10 protein-coding genes and 6 pseudogenes are annotated in these 17,999 nt (G+C 67.7%); 7 read left to right on the top strand and 9 right to left on the bottom strand.

Annotation, left to right across the window (positions count from 1 at the left end; translation table 11 throughout):
* Window positions 1–30 precede the first annotated feature (30 nt).
* Window positions 31–732 (bottom strand): annotated as a pseudogene (locus tag NC4_RS17875) (demethylmenaquinone methyltransferase).
* A gap of 568 nt (window positions 733–1,300) precedes the next feature.
* On the opposite strand from NC4_RS17875, the gene NC4_RS17870 reads away from it, so the two are divergent.
* Window positions 1,301–2,677, top strand: a complete 1,377-nt coding sequence (locus tag NC4_RS17870; RefSeq protein WP_245721778.1) for an RNA-guided endonuclease InsQ/TnpB family protein — start codon at window positions 1,301–1,303, stop codon at window positions 2,675–2,677.
* 70 nt (window positions 2,678–2,747) lie between these two features.
* A complete protein-coding gene (locus NC4_RS41350; protein ID WP_157554838.1) occupies window positions 2,748–4,124 on the top strand; it encodes a hypothetical protein in 1,377 nt (458 codons plus the stop codon).
* 2 nt (window positions 4,125–4,126) lie between these two features.
* Here NC4_RS41350 and NC4_RS17860 read toward each other — a convergent pair whose 3' ends face one another.
* Window positions 4,127–5,500 carry an MFS transporter gene (locus tag NC4_RS17860; protein ID WP_067539416.1) on the bottom strand — a complete coding sequence of 458 codons (1,374 nt, stop codon included), beginning with the start codon at window positions 5,498–5,500 and terminating at the stop codon, window positions 4,127–4,129.
* Window positions 5,501–5,574: 74 nt separating this feature from the next.
* On the bottom strand, window positions 5,575–5,760 hold the full coding sequence (locus tag NC4_RS42785) for a heavy-metal-associated domain-containing protein (RefSeq protein ID WP_281186308.1): 186 nt from the start codon (window positions 5,758–5,760) through the stop codon (window positions 5,575–5,577).
* 253 nt (window positions 5,761–6,013) lie between these two features.
* Between NC4_RS42785 and NC4_RS17850 the strand changes: the two are divergent.
* Window positions 6,014–7,180: pseudogene (locus NC4_RS17850) on the top strand (glycosyltransferase family 4 protein).
* A 12-nt stretch (window positions 7,181–7,192) separates the two neighbouring features.
* Here the strand turns inward: NC4_RS17850 and NC4_RS41345 are convergent.
* Window positions 7,193–8,311, bottom strand: a complete 1,119-nt coding sequence (locus NC4_RS41345; RefSeq protein ID WP_067539413.1) for a cytochrome P450 — start codon at window positions 8,309–8,311, stop codon at window positions 7,193–7,195.
* A gap of 97 nt (window positions 8,312–8,408) precedes the next feature.
* Window positions 8,409–9,524, bottom strand: a pseudogene (locus tag NC4_RS39125) (cytochrome P450); the annotation flags it as partial.
* Window positions 9,525–9,641: 117 nt separating this feature from the next.
* On the opposite strand from NC4_RS39125, the gene NC4_RS17830 reads away from it, so the two are divergent.
* A complete protein-coding gene (locus NC4_RS17830; RefSeq protein ID WP_067539404.1) occupies window positions 9,642–9,914 on the top strand; it encodes a hypothetical protein in 273 nt (90 codons plus the stop codon).
* Window positions 9,915–10,357: 443 nt separating this feature from the next.
* Here the strand turns inward: NC4_RS17830 and NC4_RS17825 are convergent.
* From NC4_RS17825 to NC4_RS17815, 3 genes and pseudogenes are all read right to left on the bottom strand, one after another.
* Window positions 10,358–11,877: pseudogene (locus NC4_RS17825) on the bottom strand (tripartite tricarboxylate transporter permease).
* 1 nt (window position 11,878) lies between these two features.
* Window positions 11,879–12,454, bottom strand: a complete 576-nt coding sequence (locus NC4_RS17820) for a tripartite tricarboxylate transporter TctB family protein (protein ID WP_067539401.1) — start codon at window positions 12,452–12,454, stop codon at window positions 11,879–11,881.
* Between the two features lie 79 nt (window positions 12,455–12,533).
* A pseudogene (locus NC4_RS17815) lies at window positions 12,534–13,514 on the bottom strand (Bug family tripartite tricarboxylate transporter substrate binding protein).
* 170 nt (window positions 13,515–13,684) lie between these two features.
* On the opposite strand from NC4_RS17815, the gene NC4_RS17810 reads away from it, so the two are divergent.
* The 3 genes and pseudogenes from NC4_RS17810 to NC4_RS17800 all read left to right on the top strand — a co-directional run bounded on the left by NC4_RS17810 (window position 13,685) and on the right by NC4_RS17800 (window position 17,241).
* Window positions 13,685–15,262, top strand: coding sequence for a sensor histidine kinase (locus tag NC4_RS17810; protein ID WP_218021206.1), 1,578 nt, complete (start codon window positions 13,685–13,687; stop codon window positions 15,260–15,262).
* Window positions 15,259–15,930 (top strand): response regulator, encoded by a 672-nt coding sequence (locus tag NC4_RS17805; RefSeq protein ID WP_067539395.1) that lies wholly within the window; start codon window positions 15,259–15,261, stop codon window positions 15,928–15,930. The genes NC4_RS17810 and NC4_RS17805 overlap by 4 nt, the downstream gene beginning before the upstream one ends.
* Window positions 15,931–15,978: 48 nt before the next feature.
* A pseudogene (locus tag NC4_RS17800) lies at window positions 15,979–17,241 on the top strand (glycosyltransferase 87 family protein).
* Here NC4_RS17800 and NC4_RS17795 read toward each other — a convergent pair.
* Window positions 17,186–17,989 carry a transglutaminase-like domain-containing protein gene (locus NC4_RS17795; protein ID WP_084529293.1) on the bottom strand — a complete coding sequence of 268 codons (804 nt, stop codon included), beginning with the start codon at window positions 17,987–17,989 and terminating at the stop codon, window positions 17,186–17,188. The pseudogene NC4_RS17800 and the gene NC4_RS17795 overlap by 56 nt on opposite strands.
* Window positions 17,990–17,999 lie beyond the last annotated feature (10 nt).

Genomic DNA, 17,999 nt, shown 5'->3' with positions numbered 1-17,999 from the left:
CACCACCACTTTACGAGACGCGGCGCGCGCTCAGGCGGGGTTGACCGCGCGATGCATGGCCGCCACGCCGAAAGTCAGGTTCCGCCACTGCACCCGCGCCCAGCCCGCCTCCGCGATCAGTCCGGCGAGCGCGGCCTGTTCGGGTCACGCCAGGGTGGATTCGGCCAGATAGGTATAGGAGTCGGGATTGGAGCTGACGCGCGCCAGCGTCGGCAGCCCGACCTTCAGATGGATCCGGTGACCCAGCCGCAGCACCGGATTGGGCGGATGGCTCACCTCGCACACCAGCAGGCGGCCGCCCGGCCTTGTCACGCGGCGCATCTCGCGCAGCGCCGCGACCGTATCGGCGACATTGCGCAGCCCGAAGGAAATGGTGGCCACATCGAAAACCCCGTCCGCGAACGGAAGCCGGAGCGCGTCACCCGCCACGAAGCGAATGCGCTCGGTCCCGCGCTGCCGCTCGGTGCCCACCCGCAGCATGCCGAGCGAGAAATCGCAGGCGACGGTCTGCGCCCCGGCCGCCGCGAAGGCCGCCGAGGAGGTGCCCGTGCCCGCCGCCAGATCCAGGACCCGCTCACCCGGCCGCGCTCCCACGGCCGCCACCACCCGCCGCCGCCAATACCGGTCCTGTCCGGCGGTCATGAGCGTATTGAGGAAGTCGTATCGCGTTGCCGTGCGGTCGAATATGGCCGCCACCTCGGCGGGCTGCTTGTCCAGGTCGGCTCGGGTCATCTCGCGGTCCTCCTTATTAGAGGGGATACTCTAATAGGGCTCAGGGTAGTCGCGGTCCCTCGCCGTGGCGGAATTTGGGCACTGTGACGGTGTGCACCCGCGGTTCTTCGTGCTATTTCCTCTGGTAGGCAAGGAAGTTCGCTGGCAGCGTGCGGGACATGAACAAGGTTGTTCGCCAGGCCGCAGTGTTGTCGGCGGTGCTTGCCATGACGTGTGCGGGGGTCGCCACCGCTGATGCGGGCCGGTAAGCGCGGAAGGTGGGGTGCTGTCCAACCGCAACGGAATCATCACCACATACATGATTTTCGAGCTGTCGGTGCCCGAGAGCGCACCTGTGGATCCGCCGAGTTGCGACCGAATCGGCGTGCCGTGGTGTGCTATCGCCCGGCCGACGGACCTGCGTACGCTCGCGCTATGCCGAACGCGTGGTCATCCAGCAGCGGGATTGCACGGTGGCGCGGTCGCCCTGCTGAACTTTGTGGCATCAGTGACAATTCGATCGGCGCGTCGACCTTCGTGCCCACGAAATACGTTCTCGGGCAAAGCTGTTGCGCCCTACTGTCGCCATGTGCAGCTTCGGTACAGATACCGACTTGATCCAAGTCCTGGTCAGCGGACAGCGCTGGCCAAGGCGTTCGGATGCGCGCGAGTGGTGTTCAACGACGCACTGCGCACAAGGCAGGACGCTCGGGCGGCAGGGTTGCCGTATCCGACCGACGCTGAGTTGTCCAAGCTGCTCACTGAGTCGAAGAAAACCCCGGAGCGCGCTTGGCTGAGCGACGTGTCGGCGGCGGTACTCCAGCAGGCGCTGGCTGACTTGAATACCGCCTACCGCAACTTCTTCGGGTCTATCACCGGCAAACGAAAAGGTGCGAAGGTCGCTCCGCCCCGTTACCGGTCCCGTAAGGACAACCGGCAATCCATCCGCTTCACCCGTAACACACGCTTCGCAGTGACCGGAGGCGGGAAGCTGCGACTCCCGAAGATCGGCGATGTTCCGGTTCGGTGGTCGCGGCCACTGCCCGCCGAGCCGTCCTCGGTCACGATCATCAAGGACGCAGCTGACCGGTACTTCGCTAGCTTTGTGGTTCAAGTAGAGGACCGGCCGTTGCCTGAGCTGGACGCGGAGGTGGGGATCGATCTGGGGTTGACCACTTTCGCGGTCATGTCGAACGGCGATCGGATCGAGTCGCCAAAGTTCTTCCACCGCGCCGAACGTCGATTGCGCAAGGCGCAGAAAGCCTTGTCGAGCAAGCAGAAAGGATCGAAAAACCGTGCCAAGGCCAGAGTGAGAGTTGCCAAGGCACACGCGAAAGTCCTTGACGCCCACATGGATTGGGCGCACAAGCACACCACGGCGATCATCCGCGACAACCAAGCGGTGTACGTCGAGGACTTATGTGTCAAAGGATTGGCGAGCGCTCGGCTCGCCAAAAGTGTGCGCGACGCGAGCTGGGGACTGTTCTTGCAGCTGCTGGGCGAGAAGGCCCGCCGGTACGGGAGGCATTTTGCGAGGGTAGATCGGTTCTTTCCTTCGTCGCAGATCTGTCATGCCTGTGGAGAGCGGGACGGCCCAAAGCCGTTGTCGGTGCGGGTCTGGACATGCCCCGGCTGTGGTGCGGTGATGGACCGGGACGCCAATGCCGCTCAAAACATCCTCGCCGCCGGACGGGCGGAGAGGCTAAACGCCTCGTGGAGGCCAGATAAGACCGAACCTGGTTCGGCACCGGCCGATGAAGCGGGAACCCACCGAGGGGTCCGAAGCGTGGACCCGGCAGGAATCGCCGCTCTTAAGGGCAGTGAGGACGTCAAAACCACATCGACACCATCGGCGCGGCGCGCACGCAGAACGACGGGCGGCCCGACCACAGCGGCTGGGAGCTGGCGCTGTTCCTCCGCAGCCTCGGCTGAGCGGCCGCGCGATGCGTTGCCGGAAAGTCGCTGAGATGTATTCGTGCTGGTGGGTGACCTAGCTATCGATTGCCGATTTGTCCGGAGTGGGCCATTGTGGTGGGGTGCGGCGACTGCGGGAAGCGCTCGAAGCTGTAGCGATATGTCTGGCGGCCGTGCTCGCCGGACTGACCGTCATGGTGCCGATCGACCCCACCCGGGACTCCTCGCAGGACACTGCCCCCTGGGTCGACCTGGCGGTCTTCAATGTCCCGAGGGCGACGACGGCCGCGGCGTTCGTGGCCGTGCTGGCCGCCGTCTTCGCGGTCATGATGAGCATTGCCGCGGCGTGGATCACCGCCTCGCTGGTCGCGCTGGCGCTGCTGGTCGATCAGGTGCTGTGGAGCAATGAGATCGGCTCGCAGTCCGCGCTCACCTACGTCGACTCGCTGTGGGCCGGGGTGCTCATGGGCCTGTTCGGCACGCTGTCCTGGTCGCGCCGATCGACCGCGAGCGCCTTCCTGTTCGGCGCCATGACCGGCATTCTGGTCGGCGACTTCACGCCCTCGCCGAGCGCGGGCGAGACGCCCTCGCTGCTGGACCGATTCCTGCTCGATTCGCCGCATACCGCGTCCATGGCCGTGCTGGCGGTGCTGAACGGGGCGTGCGCGATCGCGAACCGGCATCGCCCGGTCCGGGTGCGCAGGCTGGTGGACGTGGTGCCGCTGCGCCCCATCCTGGCGGCGGGCCTGGTCTTCCCGACCATCCTGCTCACCTCGGAATGGTTCGCGGAGGACGGCTACGACATACGGGTGCTGTGCGTCGGCGTGGTGCTCATCGTGCTGGCCACCACCGCCGGGGCGTTCGTCCTGCCCGGCCGGGACGGCATGCTGTTGCTGCTCATGGTCGCCTTCGCCGCGGCGGGCAGCACACCCATCACGGTGCCGCGGCCGGACTGGGCCGTCGTCCTCTTCATCGGGGCCATCGCGCTCGGCCTGCTGGTCGGGTATCGGCGCGGGCTGCCGCTGGTGGCGTCCGCGGTGACGGCGGCGCTGGCCGTGGCGTCGATCCTCACGGTGGTCACCGGCGCGCACGGTGCGCTCATCGCCGTGCTCGGCGGTACCGCGGTGGCGTTCGTCGGCGGCTATTGTCTCGGCGCCATGACCCCGCTGTTCCCCAGTATTCCGCCGCTGGCCATCGCGGCCCTGTTCGTGCCCTCGTGCGCGGTTGCCCTGTGGGGCAGGGATTTCGAGCGCGTGGCCTACTCGCCGAACTGGTACCGGCCCATCGAACCGGATATGGCGGTCGCGCCCGGGGTCGTCGCGCTCGCCGTCACCGTCGGCTGTGCGAGCGGGATCGCCCTGCTGTACCGCGTGCGCCCGGCCACCAAGGAGGCGGTGCGCAACAGCTGGGCCCGCATGCACGAGGCGGGCGATCCGCGGTCCGGAACGCCGCTGGTGCGGCCCGTCCCACCGGGACGGGCCGCACCGACCGGCCACTGACCTCAGGCGGCGAGGACCGGCTGCCGGGCCGCGTGCGCGGGCCAGCGCGGGTGCTCGGCATCGATCACGTACACGTGGGTGTGCCGGAACAGTCCCTCGCCCACGGGTTCGGCGTCGGTCAGCCGGGCCGGATCGATGGTGCCCGCCGCGTGCAGGTGGGTGATCTCGGCCGGATCGGCGTTCGGCCACATCCGCACCGCCACCGTGACTCCGGCCGCCGCGAGCGCCGCCAGGGTCACCCAGGTCGCGGTGAAACCCGCTGCGGTGGTGAGCCATCCGGCGATCGGATAGGTCAGCAGCCAGGCCAGGTGCGACAGCGAGAACTGCGCGGCGAACAGTGCGGGGAGGTCGGCTGCCTGCGACGAGCGCCGCAGCACCTGACCGGTCGGGGTGAGGATGGCGGCGGTGCCCGCGCCGATCACCGACCACACCGCGATGGCGGCGGCCCAGCGCCATTCGCCCGCCGTCGCGGTCGAGAGCGCGATGCCCGAGCCGAGCCCGGTGAGCAGCGTGGCCGCGCCGGTCAGCATGACCGGCCGGGCGCCGACGCGATCCAGCACGCGGGGCAGTGTCAGCGAGACCAGCATGGTGCCGAAACCATTGGCGGCCAGGAGCATCGCCACACCCGACTGGGTGCCGCCGAGGGTGTCGCGCACATAGTTGACGGTATTCACCATGATCACCGACCCGGCCGCCGCGACCACCAGGTTCAGGCCGAGCAGTCCGCGCAGGCGCGGGGTGGCGGCGAAGATCCGCATACCGAGGGTGATGCGCTCGCGGAAGCCGCCCGCGGTCTTGGCGGTCGCGTCCGGGATACGGGTGGCGAGCACCAGCGCGGCCGAGACGACGAATCCGATGGCGGTGCCGACGAACAGCCAGTGGAAGCTGATCAGGGTCAGCGCGGCCGCGGCCAGCATGGGGCTGAGCAGGGTTTCCATGGTCGCCGCCAGCTGTGCGGCCGAGAGCGCGCGGGTGTAATCGCGTTCATCGGGCAGGATGTCGGGAATCACGGCCTGATAGGTTGGGGTGAAGGCGGCCGAGGCGGTCTGCAATACCGCGATCAGCACGTAGATCTGCCAGATCTGGTCGATGAAGGGCAGCGCCAGCACGACCGCGGCGCGAATCGCATTGAGGCTCACCAGGAAAAGGCGGCGCGGGAAGCGGTCGGCGTAGGCGCCCACGATCGGGGCGACCGTGACGTAGACCAGCATCTTGATGGTGAGGGCGGTGCCCAGTACCGCGGCGGCGTCCGCGCCCGCGAGTTCGTAGGCGAGCAATCCCAGTGCGACGGTGGTCAATCCGGTGCCGAACAGGGCCGACACCTGGGCGGTGAACAGTCGCGTGTAGTCGCGGTGGGTGAACAGGGAGGTGATCATGAGGTTTGTCCCGGAGCTAGTGGTCGGACGAGTCTTCGCGCCCGCCGGTCGCTGTCGACCGGCGGGCGTCGACTTCAGTCGGCGAGCTGGTAACCGGCCGTATTCACCGCGGCGGCGATCGACTCCCGGTCCACGGGGCTCTCGCTGTCGAATGAGACACGGCCACTGACGAAGTCGACATCGACACCGGTGATACCGGGCAGCTTGCCGACCTCCTTGCTGACGGAGTTGGCGCAGCAGCCGCAGGTCATGCCGGTCACGGAGACGGTCGTGGTGCTCCTGGAGGTCCCTTTCTCGAGGTCGCCGGGCGACGACAGAAGGAACAATACCCACCTAGGGTATCGAGCGCAAGATCGGATTCCGGGCTGTGCTGCCCCCTTGACGCGCTGACCGGCCATCTGTAGTGCGGCCGTGACAATTGTCTGGCGTGTGGTCTTGATAACTCTGGTCGCTGCTGCAATGGTGGATGGGGTTTTGTATTTCTTTCGCCCCTCAACGACGAGGAGATTAGCGATGAGTTCCGCTTTTTCGTGTTCCACAGCCAAGGGCCGTCCACTACATATCGTTATGGTCGCCCCGCCCTATTTCGACATTCCGACCGCCGGTTATGGCGGTATCGAGGCCATTGTCGCCGAACTGACCGATGAATTGGTGAACAGAGGGCACCGTGTCACGCTCCTGGCTTCCGGCAAATCGGGCACTCAGGCAGATTTCGTGCAAATCTGGCAGGATCCGCTGAGTGAACGGCTCGGCCAGCCGTTTCCCTAGGTACTGCATGCCATGCGGGTGCAGAAGGTGATCGCGGAATTGGCCGGAAACAATTCCGTGGATATCATCCACGACCGCACCTTCACCGGTCCGATCAATGCTCCTTTTTATCGGCAGCTGGGAATTCCCACCGTGGTCACCGCGCACGGCCCGGTCGACGACGCCGATATGCTCGACTACTACCGATCGCTGGACGAGTGTGTGCAGCTCGTGGCCATCAGCGACCGGCAACGGGAATTGACTCTCGATTTCAACTGGATCGGTCGCGTGCACAATGCGCTGCGCCCCGAGGAATGGCCGTTTCGCCCGAAAAAAGAGGACTATGCGCTGTTTCTCGGGCGCTACGCGCCCTACAAGGGCCCGCATCTGGCTCTCGAAGCCGCGCACGAGGCCGGGATCCGGCTGGTGCTGGCCGCCAAGCTGAACGAGCCGCCGGAGAAGGCGTACTTCGAGGAGCGGATCCGTCCGCTGCTCACCGATACCGACTCGGTCTACGGCGAGGCCGATGCGGTGGCCAAGCGGGAACTGCTGGCCTCGGCCCGCTGCCTGCTCTTCCCGATCCGGTGGGAGGAGCCCTTCGGCATTGTCATGATCGAGGCCATGGTGTGCGGCACGCCGGTGGTGGCGCTGCGCGGCGGTGCGGTGGCGGAAGTGCTCGAAGACGGCGTCACCGGCATCATCTGCGATGATCCGGTCGAACTGCCCGCGGCCATTGCCCGCGCGGGCGAACTCAATCCGTACGCGTGCCGCGAACGCGTCGAGCGGCTCTTCGGCGTCGACAAGCTGGGCGCGGGCTACGAGAGCGTCTACTACCGGGCGCTGGAAACCGTCGCGCAACCGCTCTCGCTGCCGATTCTGCTGCCGGGCAGGGTGATTCGGCGGGGCGCGAACCCGGTCATGAGCCGGGTCTAGCCTCCGCGCGCGTCACTCGGAGCCGCCGGTCGGGCTCGCTTCGGCGCGACCGGCGGCCTCGAACAGCGCGCCGAGGATGGTGGAGACGGGGGTCGCGCGGTCGAAGGCGTAGCCGAGTTCGCGGGCGTGGCCGTCGAAGAGGTACCAGGTGGAAGAGGTGAGCAGGCGGGCGATGGTCTCCGGCTCGGGGCGCTCGGCGACGGAATCCGCTGGGCGGCTGAGGTATTGGGTGACAATGCCCTCGACGAGGCCGACCAGCCCGTACGCCAGGGGGCGGAAGGGCGCGACGTCGATGCCGAGCATCCGGGTCCAGGATGTGAAGCGCTGCCACAGGGTGTCGGCGATGTGCTGGCGGAAGGTGGCGACGGTATCGGTGGCCGCCTCCGCGCCGGGGAGCGGCCCGAGCTGGACGAAGCGGTACAGATGCGGATGCTCGGTGGCGTAGCGCACCACCGTGCGCATGATGTCGAGCACGATCTGCTCGACGGTCTTGACCGGATCCAGCACCAGGCTCTCCTCGAATTCCTCGAGGTAGCGGTGGAGGATGAACTCGCGGACATGGGCGTCGAGGTGCTCGCGGTTCTCGAACTGGCGGTAGATGACCGAGCGCGCCAGTCCGGCCCGGTCCGCGATCTGCGCGGTGGAGATCTCCGCGCCGGGCGGCTGTTCCTCGAGGAGCGCGACCGCGGCCTCCAGGATGGTGGTCCGGCGCGCCGAATTGTGTTCGTGCCAGCGCTGACCGCCCGATCGTCGGCGATGCGGTCGCAGGTCGATGGGCGGTCTCACGGTAACCGACGATACGGCCGCACCGGCGGCATGCGGATCCGGCAGGAAGTGCGGGCGCATGGGCAGCGGGCCGTCCGGGCCGCCCGTGAAGGAGATCTGGCGGCGCACCCGCTCGGGCGATACCGCGTCGAAGAGCAGGTGCTGTGCGAAGGTCGCGACCACCAGGGTGGCCTCCATGCTCGCGAAACCCGATGCGACGCACATGCGTTTGCCCGCACCGAACGGGATGGCGGCCCGCCTCTGTTCGCGTTCCAGGTTTTCCGGCAGGAAGCGGCTCGGATCGAATTCCTCGGGCCGCTCCCACACCCCGTGATGGTGGTGCAGGCCGTGCAGGATGACGGCCACGGTGGTGCAGGCCGTGCAGGATGACGGCCACGGTGGTGCCCGGCTCGATGCGATAGCCGCCCAGCTCGTCCGGGCCCTTGGCGGTGCAGGCCAGGCCGATCACCGGCGGCAGCAGGCGGATGGTCTCGGAGACGACCGCCTGCGTCCACGGCAGCCGTTCCACATCCGCCGCGGTGGCCGGTCGCGCGCCGAGCACCGATGCCACCTCCTGCCGCAGCCGCTCGCGGGCCTCGGGATGCTCCGACAGCAGCTGCCACACCCAGCTCAAAGCCGTTGCGGTGGTTTCCATTCCGGCGCCGATGAAGGTCATCAGCTCGTCGTGGATCTCCTGAACGCTGTAGCGGTAGCCGGTTTCCGGATCGGCGGCGTCCATGAGCAGGGCCAGCAGATTGTCCTTGCGATCGATGCGGCCGCTGCGATGGTCGGCGATGAGCCCGTCCACCACCCGCTCGGCATGGCGCAGATCGCGCATGGCCCGCGGTTCGATGACCCAGCCCGCCAGCCGCATGATGCGCATGGGCAAGCGGGAATTGACGGGATCGGTCCGCCCGCGCCGTCGCAGCACCCAGGTCGAGACATTGTGCAGCGGATGGCTGAGATTGGTCATGAACCCGCGCCCGAAGAATCGCAGCAGTCGCTCCAGCACCACCTCCGACATGGGCCCGGTGATATCGGTACCGAACATGGTGCGCGAGGTGATATCCAGTGTGAGCCGGTTCATCTCGGCCCCCACATCGACGATCTCCCCCTCGGCAGCCAGCCCGCGAATGCGCTCCACGGCATCGTTCGCGGCCGCCACCATGACCGGCGCGAACCCGTCCACATTGCGCTTGGCGAAGATCGGCTGCACCAGCCGCCGATTGCGCTGCCACTGTTCCTCGTTGAGGTCGGTGACCAGCCCCCGCCCGAACGCCACCGCGAGCATGTCGTACTCGGGACTCTTCATGTAGTTGTTCTGGTTGGTGACCAGCACCTGCCGCACCAGCTTCGGACTCCGCACAACGACGAAGCGCGCGAACGGCACCCGCGCCACCAGCACGTCATCGGCCCCCGGCAGCCCCGCCGCATAATCCACCACCGTGTGATCCCGCACCCGCGGAAACACCTTCAGCGCCAGCCGCCACGACTCCCACCACCCGATGCGCGTGTTGTGCCACCGCAGCGGAGTAGGCGCCCACCTGGGCGGATGCAGCGAACCCGAGGAATCGGCCATGATCTGGCTCCCTTGCTGACCTAATCGTCATGAGACAAGCTGTCCCATTCAAAATAGTGAGACACCGTGACTCGGTCAATGGCTCGCGCCGAGTATTCTGCGCTAGCGTCGCCGGGTATGGATGCGGCCCGACGTGTGCTCCTCATCGCCTATGACGACGCCCAGATTCTGGATATCGCCTGTCCGAGCGGCGCTTTCGATATGGCGAACCGGTTCGGCACGGACCCGCGATACCGCATCGAACTGGTGTCGCCCGGCGGACGGCCGGTGCTGACCTCCGCGAGCCTCGCCATGGCTACCGGACGCCCCGAGGCGGTCACGGCCACACCCGGCGCACAGTCCCCTCGCATTCTGATTGAGTGCAGAATGAGGGCATATCGGTATCATTGAGTGCATGGCACGCGCAGATTGCGGCAATCGCGCTTGCGGTCGGGGGCACCGTCGTCACGCAGAACGTTAAAGACTTCATCGGCCGCGGCGTCCGGGTGTTCGACCCATCTACCGGGACAACCCACTGATCCTGTCCCGGGTCTCCGGGCGCGCGGGTGATCGCGGAATTCTCGCCGGTATCGGGAATCAGCTTCTGCTGCAATGGATTCGGGATATCGACGCGACGACCACGTGGACGACTTCCGTCTGCACCGGATCACTGATTCTCGCCGCCGCGGGCGTTTCGGCGGGCCTCGATATGGCCCTCTACCTGGCGGCCCGGCTCAGCGACGAGAACACCGCCCGCGCCGTGCAATTGGCGGTGGAGTAAGACCCGCAGCCGCCGTTCGATTCCGGCAATGCCGCGACTGCGAGCCCGGACCTGCGGGACCGGGCGCTGGCCGTCATCCGCGAGTCCCAGGTGTGACGGGCTGCCGTGCCGTGCGGCGGGCGCGCAGTAGGCGGGCGATGAGCGGCCATACCAGGATTGCGGCGATCACGGCGTAGACGGTGATCGAGAACCAGGTGTTGATCAGGCCGCTGAGGTCGCCGTTGCTGATCTGGAGGGCGCGGCGCATTTGGCCTTCGGCGTTCGGGCCGAGGATGGCGCCGATTATGGCGGGGAGGAGCGGAAGTCCGTAGCGGCGCATGAGGAATCCGATCAGGCCGATGATCAGCAGCAGGATCAGATCGGTGACGTCGCCACTCACCGCGTAGGCGCCGACGCTGGCGAAGAACAGGATTCCGGCATACAGGTACGGGCGCGGGATGAGCAGCAGCTTCGCCCACAGCGGGGCGAGCGGCAGGTTGAGGGCCAGTAGCAGGGTGGTGCCTATGAAGAGGCTGGCGATGAGGGTCCACACCAGCTCCGATTCCCGTTGGAAGAGCAGGGGTCCGGGCTGGATGCCGTACTGCTGGAAGGCCGCCAGCATGACCGCGGCCGTGGCGGTGGTGGGCAGGCCCAGGGGCAGCATGGTGGTCAGGGTGCCCGCCGCCGAGGCGCTGGCCGTGGACTCGGGTCCGGCGACGCCCTCGATGGCGCCCTTGCCGAATTCCTCGCGGTGCTTGGACAGCCGCTTCTCGGTGGCATAGGACAGGAAGGTCGGGATCTCCGCACCGCCCGCGGGGACCGCGCCGAAGGGGAAGCCGATGAAGGGGCCGCGCAGCCACGGCTTCCAGGAGCGCTGGAAGTCGTTCCTGCTCAACAGGGCTCGGCCCACCGGGATGGCGGTGCCGGGATTCCGGCGCAGATGCGCGGCCACCCAGAGCGCCTCGCCGACGGCGAAGAGCCCCACCGCCACGATGATCACGTCGATGCCGTCGGCCAGATGCAGGGAGCCGAAGGTGAGCCGCTGCTGCCCGGTAATGGGATCGAGGCCGATCAGCCCGATCATCAAACCGATTCCGAGCGAGGCGAAGCCGCGCACCCGCGAACTGCCCAGCACCGAGGTGACGGCGATGAACGCCAGCAGCATGATGGCGAAATAGTCCGGCGCGCCGATCTTCACGGCGACCTTCGCCACCGCGGGCGCCAGCAGCACCAGCAGCAGGGTGCCGCAGATGCCGCCCACGAAGTGCCCGATGGCGGCGGTGGCCAAAGCCTGTGCGCCAGGCCCTTCTGCGCCATGGGGTGTCCCTCGATGGCGGTGACCACCGAGGCGGTCTCGCCCGGCGTGTTCAACAGGATCGAGGTGGTCGATCCGCCGAACATGCCGCCGTAGTAGATCCCCGCGAACATGATGAACGCACTGGTCGGCTCTACGCTGTAGGTAATGGGCAGCAGCAGCGCCACCGCCATGGCGGGCCCGATGCCCGGCAACACCCCGATGGCGGTGCCGAGCAGCACGCCGACGGCCGCCAGCAGCAGATGGGTGGGGGTCAGCGCGGTGCCGAACCCCTGCAGTAGATCCCCGAGAACGTCCAAGTCAGAACACCCCCTCCAGCGGACCGCCCGGCAGCGCCACGCCGAGCAGATCCACGAATACGACATAGGTCACGAGCGAAAGCGTCACCGCGACAAGCGGATCCCGCACGAAATGCCTGCTGCCGAGCGCATAGGCGGCCCCCCAGAACAGCAGCAGACCCGAGATCGGAAAACCGACCAGATCGATGAGCATGATGTTGGCGACGAAGACGCCGATGAGCAGCAGCACCGTGCGCCACTCCAACGGCGTATCCAGATCGATGTCCTCGCCCGCCTCGGCCTCGCCGCTGCCGCCGCGCACCACATCGATGGCCAGCGCGACCGCCACCACCAGCAGCAGCAGGCCCACCAGCACCGGGACCGCCTTGGGCCCGACCGGACCGCGCTGGGTGAAATCGGTCGACATGGTCAGCGCGTCGAACAGCACCAGCCCGCCCGCCCCGGCCAGCAGGGCGGCCACGACGAGCTCGGAACGCTCCTTCAGCCAGGCGAATCCGGTGGGCGCGGGTGTTTTCGGCGGCGCGGATCCCGCCGGTGCGGCCCCGTCGATCCCCGCGGGATCGACGGGCTCGGTCATACCTCCACCTCGCTGGCGCTCGGCTCCGGCATGACCGAGCCGAGCTCGGCTATGCCTATTGATCGCTCGCTGCGCTCGCTCATGCCAGCCCCAATTCCGTCAGCACCGAGCCGACCTGATCGGTCTGATTCTGAATGAAGGTCCCGAAATCCGTTCCGGCGACGAAGGCGTCGTCCCAGCCATTGGTGGCGAGCGCGTCCTTCCACTCCTGGGAGTCGTGCATGCGGCTGTAGGCGTCGATCAGGGATTTGCGGTCGGCGTCGCTGATGCCGGGCGGGGCCACCACGCCGCGTCAGTTGGTGAACTCGACATTGATACCCGCCTCTTTCAGCGTCGGCGCGTTCACATCGGTGATCCGCTTGGGCCCGGTCACCGCCAGCACCCGGAGCTCACCGGCCTGGATCTGATCGAGGTATTCGCCGACGCCCGAGACGCCGAAGGCGATCTTGTCGCCGAGAATGGAGGCCAGTAGTTCGCCGCCGCCGTCGAAGGGCACGTAGTTGACCGACTTCGGCTCGATGCCAACGGCTTTCGCCACCAGCATGGGCGCGAGATGGTCCGGCCCGCCGGGCGAGGAGCCGCCGCCGACCGGGACCGCGCCCGGATTGGCCTTCCAGTCCGCGATGAGCTGTTTGATATCGGTGTATTTGGAGTTCTTCGACACCACGATGATGTCGGGCTCCTCGATCAGCTTGGCGATCGGCGTGGTGTCGGTCAGTTTCGACGGGGACTTGTTGGTGTAGACGCTGCCGACCACACCCAGGCCCATCTGCATGACGAGCTTGCCATTGCCGTTCTCGCCGACCAGGCGCCCCAGGCCGACGGTGCCGCCCGCCCCGGGCAGATTGAAAACCTCGACCGAGCGCGCGATTCCGGCATCCTCCATGGCCTTGGCGGAGGTGCGGGCGGTGATGTCGTATCCGCCGCCGGGGGAGTTGGGCACCATGATCCGGACGCCGGTCAGTTTGTCGCCGCCACCGGATCCGGTTCCGTTGCACGCGGTCAGCGCAATGGCCGCGAGGGCTGCGACCACACCGGTCAGCAACTTGGAAGTTCTCACTGTGGATCCTCATCTCGCATTATCGAGTTGGGTCGAATTGTGAGCCGGGCCACTCGCGCTGTCTGCTTTGCGTCCGCATTGTTCGTTTTGTTCATAGTGTTCGCGGCGAAAACGACCCGGGCATACCGGTCGGGCGGCCAGACTGGCGGCAGGCGACGGCGCCGGGAGGTATGAGAGACGTGGGCAAGAAGGGCTCGCTGGCACGACAGCTGCTGGCCCTGCAACTGACGATCGTCGTGGTGCTGCTCGCGGCCGTGGCCGCGGTGGCGGTGGCCCAGGTGGAGGATACTTTCAGCGCCACCGAATCCCGGCGCATGCTCGGCATCGCCGAGGACGTGGCCGCCAATCCCAGCCTGCGGGTCATGATCGCCGATCCGAAACAGCATCTGCGGCTGGCGCCCTTCGCCACCTCGGCGCAGGTGGCCTCGGGTGCGGAGGTGGTGGCCATCGCCCGCATCGACGGCACGGTGCTCACCTCCCAGCGGCCCTCCGAGATCGGCGCGCCGCTGGCGCTGGCCGATTCCACGGTCACCGAGGGCCGGGCCTGGGTCGGCGAGATCGACGGCGCGGTGGTGGCGCACGTGCCCGTCATCGGACAGACCAGTCACGAACTGGTCGGCTATGTCGCGGCGCGCAAACAGCTTCCGGGCTTCTGGACCATTCTCACCGAATCGTTCCCGCGCCTGCTGGGGCTGCTGGGCCTGGCCTGCGCGCTCGGTATCGCGGGCTCGCTGTCGGTCACCTGGTGGGTGAAGCGGCAGACGCTCGGCCTGGAACCGGCCGAGATCGCCGGGCTGGTCGAACATTGCGAGGCCATGCTGCACGGCATTCACGAGGGCGTGGTGGGTCTGGATCAGCAGCAGCGGATCACGCTGGTCAACGATCAGGCGCGGGCGCTGCTCTCGCTCGGGGACGTGGTCGGATCCAGCGTGCACGACCTCGGGCTCAACGACCGCATTCTGGACGTCTTCACCGGGCGGGCCGAGGGCACCGATCTGATCGGTCTGCGCCGCGGCCGGGTGCTGATCATGAACCGCACCCCGATCCGCTGGGATCAGCGCACCCTCGGCGCGGTGATCACGCTGCGCGACCGCACCGAACTCATGCAACTGCGAGATCAATTGACCGAGAACCGGAATACCACCGATACGCTGCGCGCCCAGGCGCACGAGTTCAGCAATAGGCTGCACACCATCGCCGGTCTCATCGAACTGGGCGAATACGACGAGGTGCGGCGCTTCGTGGAACTGGTGAGCGCCGGACGCGATCAATGGCAGGCCGAGGTGACCGGGCGGATCGGGGATCCGGCGGTGGCGGCGCTGCTCATCGCCAAGGCCAGCCGCGCCGCCGAACAGGGTGTGGGACTGCGGCTTGCCGCCGCCACCGCGCTACCCGAGGTGGACGACGCGCTCTCCGCCGATCTGGTGACGGTGCTCGGCAATCTGGTCGACAATGCCCTCGACGCCCTGCACGGTCCGGCCGGGTGGATCGAGGTGGAGCTGCGCCGGGTGGGCGCGGAGGTCCGGGTCGTGGTGCGCGATTCGGGTCCCGGCATCGCACCCGATATCGCCGAGGAGGTGTTCCGCCACGGCTTCACCACCAAGGCCGCCGAACAGGGCCTGCGCGGCCTCGGCCTGGCCATCATCCGCCAGACCTGTGTCCGCCGCGGCGGTTCGGTCTCGGTGCACAATGCCGAGGGCGCGGTCTTCACCGCCACCCTCCCGCTGACCCCGGTCGCACGGCGATGATCCGGGTGCTGGTCGTCGACGACGATTTCATGGTCGCCAAGGTGCACAGCGGATATGTCGCCAGGACACCGGGTTTCGAGGTCGCGGGCGTCGCACACACCGGCGCCGACGCGCTACGCCTGATCGCCGACCTCCGCCCCGACCTGGTCCTGCTCGACATCTACCTGCCCGACCTGGACGGCCTGTCGGTGCTGCGCGGCATTCGCGAAACCTCCGAGGCCACCGATGTCATCGTCATCAGCGCCGCCGACAATGTCGACACCATTCGCGCCGCCGTCCGCGGCGGCGTCCTGCACTACCTCATCAAGCCCTTCACCTACAGCGCCCTGCACGATCAGCTCCGCCACTTCGCCGCCCTGCACACCAAACTGGCCACCCTCGACCGCGCCGCCCAATCCGATATCGACCAGGTCTTCGGCGCCCGCCCGCGCGCCACCGTGGCCCTCCCCAAGGGCCTCACCACCCACACCGCCGACCTCGTCGCCCGAGTCCTGCGCGCCGCCCCCACCGACCTCTCCGCCCAGGAATGCGCCGATGCCTCCGCCCTCTCCCGCGCCAGCGCCCGCCGCTACCTCGAGCACTTCGTCGACACCGACCGCGCCGCGGTCACCCTCCGCTACGGCGGCACCGGCCGCCCCGAACGCCGCTACCGCTGGACCGGCCCCTGACCGCATAGCGTCGGTGGCGGGCGGGGCGGGCCGGTATAGTCGCCGCGGATGAGTTGTTCCACTGCTGTTGCTGTGCCGAAGTCGCTGGATCGCCGGTTCGGGCGTGTGATGTGGCTCGTTCCGGCGTTGTGTGCGGGTCTTGCCGCGTGGTCCCTGATGGCGCCCCTCTGGCAGTTCAAGGAGATCTCCGGCGGGTTCATCGACCTGCAGGTGTATCGGCTCGGGATCGAGACGCTGCGCGACGGCGGCGATATGTACGGGCATCTGCCGCAGACGACCATCGGGATCGGGCTGCCGTTCATCTATCCGCCGTTCGCGGCGCTGGCGCTGGCGCCGTTCGCGCTGCTGCCGTGGAATGTGGCCTCGGTCGCGTTCTTCGTGGCCTCGGTGGCCGCGCTGGCGCTGTCGCTGTATCTGGTCGCGCGGCGGGTGTGGCCGGGGGAGGATCGGCGGCGGCTCGCGCTGTGAGTGACGGCCACGGCCACGCCCCTGGCGCTGCTGCTGGAACCTGCTCGCTCGACCCTGGACTTCGGCCAGGTGAACCTGCTGCTCATGGCCCTGGTGGTGGCCGACTGCCTGACCGAGAAGCCCAAGTGGCGGCGCGGCATGCTGGTCGGCATCGCCGCCGCCATCAAGCTGACGCCCGCGGCCTTCGTGCTCTACTTCCTCATTCGCCGCGATTACAAGGCCGCCGCGACCGCCGCCGTCACCGGCGCCGCCGCGACCGCGCTCAGCTTCCTGGTGCTGCCCACGACCTCGATCAAGTACTGGTTCGGCGGTATGGGCAATGTGGAGGGCCTGAGCGGTTCGGCCTTCCACACCAACCAGTCCATCCAGGCCGTGCTGGCCCGATTCGAGATTCACAAGCCGCTGTTCACCGTGCTGTGGCTGGCGTTCGGGGCGGCGCTGCTGGCGCTGGTGGTGGTCGCCATGCGCCGCGCGGCCGACTTCCCGCCGCTGGCGCTGGCCATCAATGCCGTGTTCATGCTGCTGGTGTCGCCGATCTCGTGGTCGCACCACTGGATCTGGATCGCGCCCGCCCTGCTGGCCATGCTCGGCTACGCCACCCTGCAACCGTGGCGGCGCGCGGTGGGCTGGTACGCGGCCACGGCCGTGACCACCGCCGTCTTCGTCTACGGCCCGCAGAATTGGTTGCCGGGCGACGAGAACCGCGAAGCCTCCTGGACGCCCTGGCAGCACGTCATCGGCAACACCTACATCTGGCTCAGTGTGCTGCTGGTGGTGCTCTTCCTGGTCAGCAGATCCACGCTGGCTGCCGCAGATCGTCGAACGGAAGCGGCCCGTCGATAGTGGCGTTCACCGACAGGGCGTTGAGGGTGATATCGCCGCCGTGGTTGCCGAGGAAGGCGATATCGGAGGCGTCGCGACCGGTGGCGATGCGGACGAGGCTCATGCGCGGGGCCAGACCGGCGGGGTCGAACGCCTGCCAGCCGCCATTGGTGTAGACCTCGGCGACCGAATGGAAATCCATCGGCATGCAGCCGGGCGCGTATACCGAGACCACGCGCGCGGGCATCCCGACCGCGCGCAGCAGCGCCACCACCAGATGTGAGAAGTCACGGCAGACGCCGACGCCCGACAGCAGGGTCTCCACCGCGCCGTCGACCGGATCGCTGCTCCCCGGGACATAGCGGATCCTGCGCCCGACCCAGGACGAGACCCGGGCCGCCATCTCCGGATCTCCAATGCCGCACCCGAACTCGGCCCCGGCGAATCCGAGCAGTTTGTCGGATTCGACGAACCGGCTGGGCCGCAGATACACCGCGAGGTCGTAGTCGGAAGCCTGCTCGGCCAGCGCGGCCCCCAGCACCGTCGCACGGTATTCCACCCGCAGATGGCCCGCACCGGAATCGAATCTGTGCAACCTGGTGCCGTGCGGCCCGAGAATCTCGCTGGGCACGCACTCACGCCCGTCGAGTGTGAGCCGCAGGGATTCGATCAGATCCACCCCGGCCTGCCTGGCGACAGCGATCTGCAGTTCGAGTGCGGTGGGGGCATGGACCTGGACGTCGAGATGAGCGGAGACATCACGCTTCACCCCTCCATGT

The sequence above is a fragment of the Nocardia crassostreae genome (genome assembly GCF_001613405.1).
In the GTDB taxonomy this organism is placed as follows: Bacteria; Actinomycetota; Actinomycetes; order Mycobacteriales; family Mycobacteriaceae; genus Nocardia; species Nocardia crassostreae.
Note: the sequence above shows the minus strand (reverse complement) of the source record. Positions and strands in the feature narration are given on the sequence as shown.

Excerpts from the sequence above, each read along its gene's own strand:
- NC4_RS17860 (WP_067539416.1), bottom strand. The coding sequence starts at position 5,500 with ATGATCACCTCCCTGTTCACCCACCGCGACTACACGCGACTGTTCACC.
- NC4_RS17830 (WP_067539404.1), top strand. The coding sequence starts at position 9,642 with ATGGATGCGGCCCGACGTGTGCTCCTCATCGCCTATGACGACGCCCAG.
- NC4_RS17820 (WP_067539401.1), bottom strand. The coding sequence starts at position 12,454 with ATGACCGAGCCCGTCGATCCCGCGGGGATCGACGGGGCCGCACCGGCG.
- NC4_RS17810 (WP_218021206.1), top strand. The coding sequence starts at position 13,685 with ATGAGAGACGTGGGCAAGAAGGGCTCGCTGGCACGACAGCTGCTGGCC.
- NC4_RS17805 (WP_067539395.1), top strand. The coding sequence starts at position 15,259 with ATGATCCGGGTGCTGGTCGTCGACGACGATTTCATGGTCGCCAAGGTG.